This window comes from Actinobaculum sp. 352, assembly GCF_003957265.1.
Classification (GTDB): Bacteria; Actinomycetota; Actinomycetes; order Actinomycetales; family Actinomycetaceae; genus Asp313.
This window is the reverse complement of sequence record NZ_RQSN01000030.1, coordinates 1-1567: the sequence shown is the minus strand read 5'-3', so window position 1 is coordinate 1567 and position 1567 is coordinate 1. Positions and strand designations below refer to the sequence as shown.

1 protein-coding gene and 1 pseudogene are annotated in these 1567 nt (G+C 59.7%); one reads left to right on the top strand and one right to left on the bottom strand.

Going from position 1 to position 1567, the window contains the following annotated elements; all coding sequences use genetic code 11:
- Positions 1-430: 430 nt before the first annotated feature.
- The gene (locus EKN07_RS12360) at positions 431-1189 is read left to right on the top strand and encodes a hypothetical protein (protein ID WP_108716350.1); all 759 of its coding nucleotides are present in this window, start codon (positions 431-433) and stop codon (positions 1187-1189) included.
- Between the two features lie 213 nt (positions 1190-1402).
- On the opposite strand, the pseudogene EKN07_RS12355 reads toward EKN07_RS12360, so the two are convergent.
- A pseudogene (locus tag EKN07_RS12355) lies at positions 1403-1567 on the bottom strand (IS3 family transposase); the annotation flags it as partial.

Genomic DNA, 1567 nt, shown 5'->3' with positions numbered 1-1567 from the left:
GATTCATCCGCCGACCAATCGTGCCCCGCAACCCCTCAAAACCCTCACTGATCTTGCCAAGCCGTTTCGACAAGTCATACGCTTGGTTCGGGTCGAATGCGGCAATATCCTCCAGGCGCCTGCGCTGTTCCCTGCTCGCCATAATCCTCTCCAATTCTCCTCGCCGACGATGCTTGGTTCATTTGGCTTGACTGCCACCACTGCCCGCAGCCAGTGACAGCTTCTATTCGCGACCCTACAACCCATCCCTACCCGTCCGCTATGGGTATCAATACCCACACCATAGACTTGACAAACCCACCCTCCCATGATCTCAACAACAACCAGTAGAGTGAGACGTCCCGCGCCTGCTCACACTCGAGACCTGCACGATGCGGATAAACCTGCAACAATCAATACAACGACCAGCAGACCCGACAGGAGACCCGACATGACCACGCCACCGGCCGGACCACAACCCCCGAACCCCAGTCACTACTCGCACGATGCGCAAACACAACGAGCCGCCGCCCCACCAAATGCGACGGGACCGGATTCCGCTCGGCAGGGCCTACCCGGCTGGGCCTGGGCGTTCCTTGGTGGCTTGATCGTGATCGCCGTCGTGGTCGCAGGGGTCACGATCGCTGGACGCAACCACGCCACACCCACACCGGTCCCCAGTGGTAACACAGTCGGCCCCGCCCCCACGCCGACCACGACCACACCGGAACCAACCGTTTCACCGACGTCTGGGCCCACCCAGATCGGGGACTGGAGCGTGGAAGTCTTAGAGTACAAGCCCGATGTCACCGAGCATTTGACCACCTACGACCCACCCGTAGAGATCACCATCGAGGGCCACCGGTACCTCGGCATCAAACTCCGCGTCACCAACACCGGAGACAGGGCCGATCCCTATGTAGATGTTGGCGTACGCCTCGACGGATACACCAACGGACACAAACTACACGAGCCGTACTATTTCGAGGTTGGTACTCGCTACAGAGGCGACGATTACCTTCTCAAGCTTCCGCCGTTGGAGCCCGGCGAGTCCGGGGAAGGCTGGCTGTTCTACCAAGTCCGCGGCGACTTCGAACTGACCACCATCGAAATGCAAGACACACGCGACCCGAACAACAAGACACCCTGGACCGAAGTCCCCTACCCCGCACCAACAGAGACGACATCAACACCAACCACCACCCCATAACCCGGGCCGACGAAACCTGGCGGCCAAACTGGTACCAAAAGAAGCGAGGACCGCCTACCAAGCAGGGCAGAAACCGGCCCACACCATCAGCATCCCCACCCGCTGCAACCACAAGAATCACGACAACCCACTACAGGGGCTGTTGAGGGTTTGGTTGGCAGTTTTCCTTCTGATTGTTAGGCCGCGTGGGACGCGGCTGGTTCCAGTGTTGTTTCACTTGCCCAGCGCTCGTTGACGTCTTTTCCTGTGACATGTCCGTTTGATCCAGTGGGTGATCGCGGCCGAGAGCTCGCGGCGGCTGGCCCAGGACCTGCGGTCGAGAACATTCTTTTGCACGAGGGCGAAGAACGATTCCATCGCAACGTTATCCCCACACGC